1 protein-coding gene is annotated in these 1,063 nt (G+C 71.6%); it reads right to left on the bottom strand.

The window, feature by feature from the left end:
- Positions 1–116: 116 nt before the first annotated feature.
- Positions 117–929: an aminoglycoside phosphotransferase gene (locus tag ACFXGX_RS31640; RefSeq protein ID WP_384797890.1), complete on the bottom strand. Its 813-nt coding sequence runs from the start codon at positions 927–929 to the stop codon at positions 117–119.
- Between the last annotated feature and the right edge of the window lie 134 nt (positions 930–1,063).

The following is a 1,063-nucleotide window of genomic DNA, read 5'->3' as shown; positions in this document are numbered from 1 at the left end:
GCCCCCCCCGGGCCGCGGCCCCCGCCGGCGCCGTCCCGCGGCGGGCCGCCCCCCCCCGCGCCCCCCCCCCCCCCCCGGGGGGGGGGGGGCCGCCCCCCCGGGGCCCGTATCTGACGTTAGTCCTGACTCTGCCGGTGCGTGTTCCAGGCCCGCGCGGCGGCCTTCATCGTCTGCGACCAGTTGTCGGGGCTCTGCTCGGCGATGGAGTCCCACAGGCGTTCTTGGACGCGGGCGAGGGTGTCGAGCCCGGCCGGTGGGGCGGTCTTCCACGCGGGATGCGTGGCGGCGACGCTTTCGGCCTGCTCGGCGGTGTGGCCGTCAGCGATCAGCCACAGCAGCCACAGCGCGGGGTCGATCCATGCCGCTCCGGTCGACGCCCATGCCCAGTCGACGAGCACGGCGCCGGCCTTCGTCATGATGACGTTGTGCGGGTTCCAGTCGGTGTGGAGAAGGCTGTCCCCCTCGAACCACTTCAGCTCGGCAGGGCTTTCGACGTACGCCCTGTACCGGTCCGTCATCGTCTTCAGCTCGACGCCGGGGGCTCGCAGCCGGGCGAGCTGCCCCATGGTCGCGGAGATCTGGGACAGGTCGGAGGCGCCGGGCGTGTAGTCGGCGTGTCCTCCCTCGACATACTCGAAGCCGAGAAGGCTCCAGCCGTCGGCTTCCTCGTACCAGTGCAGCGCGGGGGTGAGGTCGCGGACGTGCGGGTTGATCTTCGCCTCGCGTGCCTGTGTCCAGACGCGGGGGTGATCGAGGGGGAGGCCTTTGACGAACAGGGTGTGCGGGGAGCGGCGGCCGGTTCGCATGCAGGCGGCAATGGAGCTGTTGTAGCCGCCGTGAACGGTGCCCAAGTCGGTGATCGGGCCGCTGTTCTTCTCGATCAGTAGTCGCACTGCGTCCGGCAGCTCGGTGATACGCGGGGTGGGCATGGAATCTCCAGAGGTGCGGGAAGTTGGGGGGGCGGGGGGGGGGGCGGGCCCCCAAGGTGGGGGGGAGGTGTACGGGTTTATGGGTTGGCTGTGGGGAGCACGCAATCGGGGTGCGCGTGAACGGCGGGCACCAC

Source organism: Streptomyces sp. NPDC059371, from assembly GCF_042751995.1.
GTDB lineage: Bacteria > Actinomycetota > Actinomycetes > Streptomycetales > Streptomycetaceae > Streptomyces.
Note: the sequence above shows the minus strand (reverse complement) of the source record. Positions and strands in the feature narration are given on the sequence as shown.

Coding starts and splice junctions, on each gene's coding strand:
- ACFXGX_RS31640 (WP_384797890.1), bottom strand. CDS start 929: ATGCCCACCCCGCGTATCACCGAGCTGCCGGACGCAGTGCGACTACTG.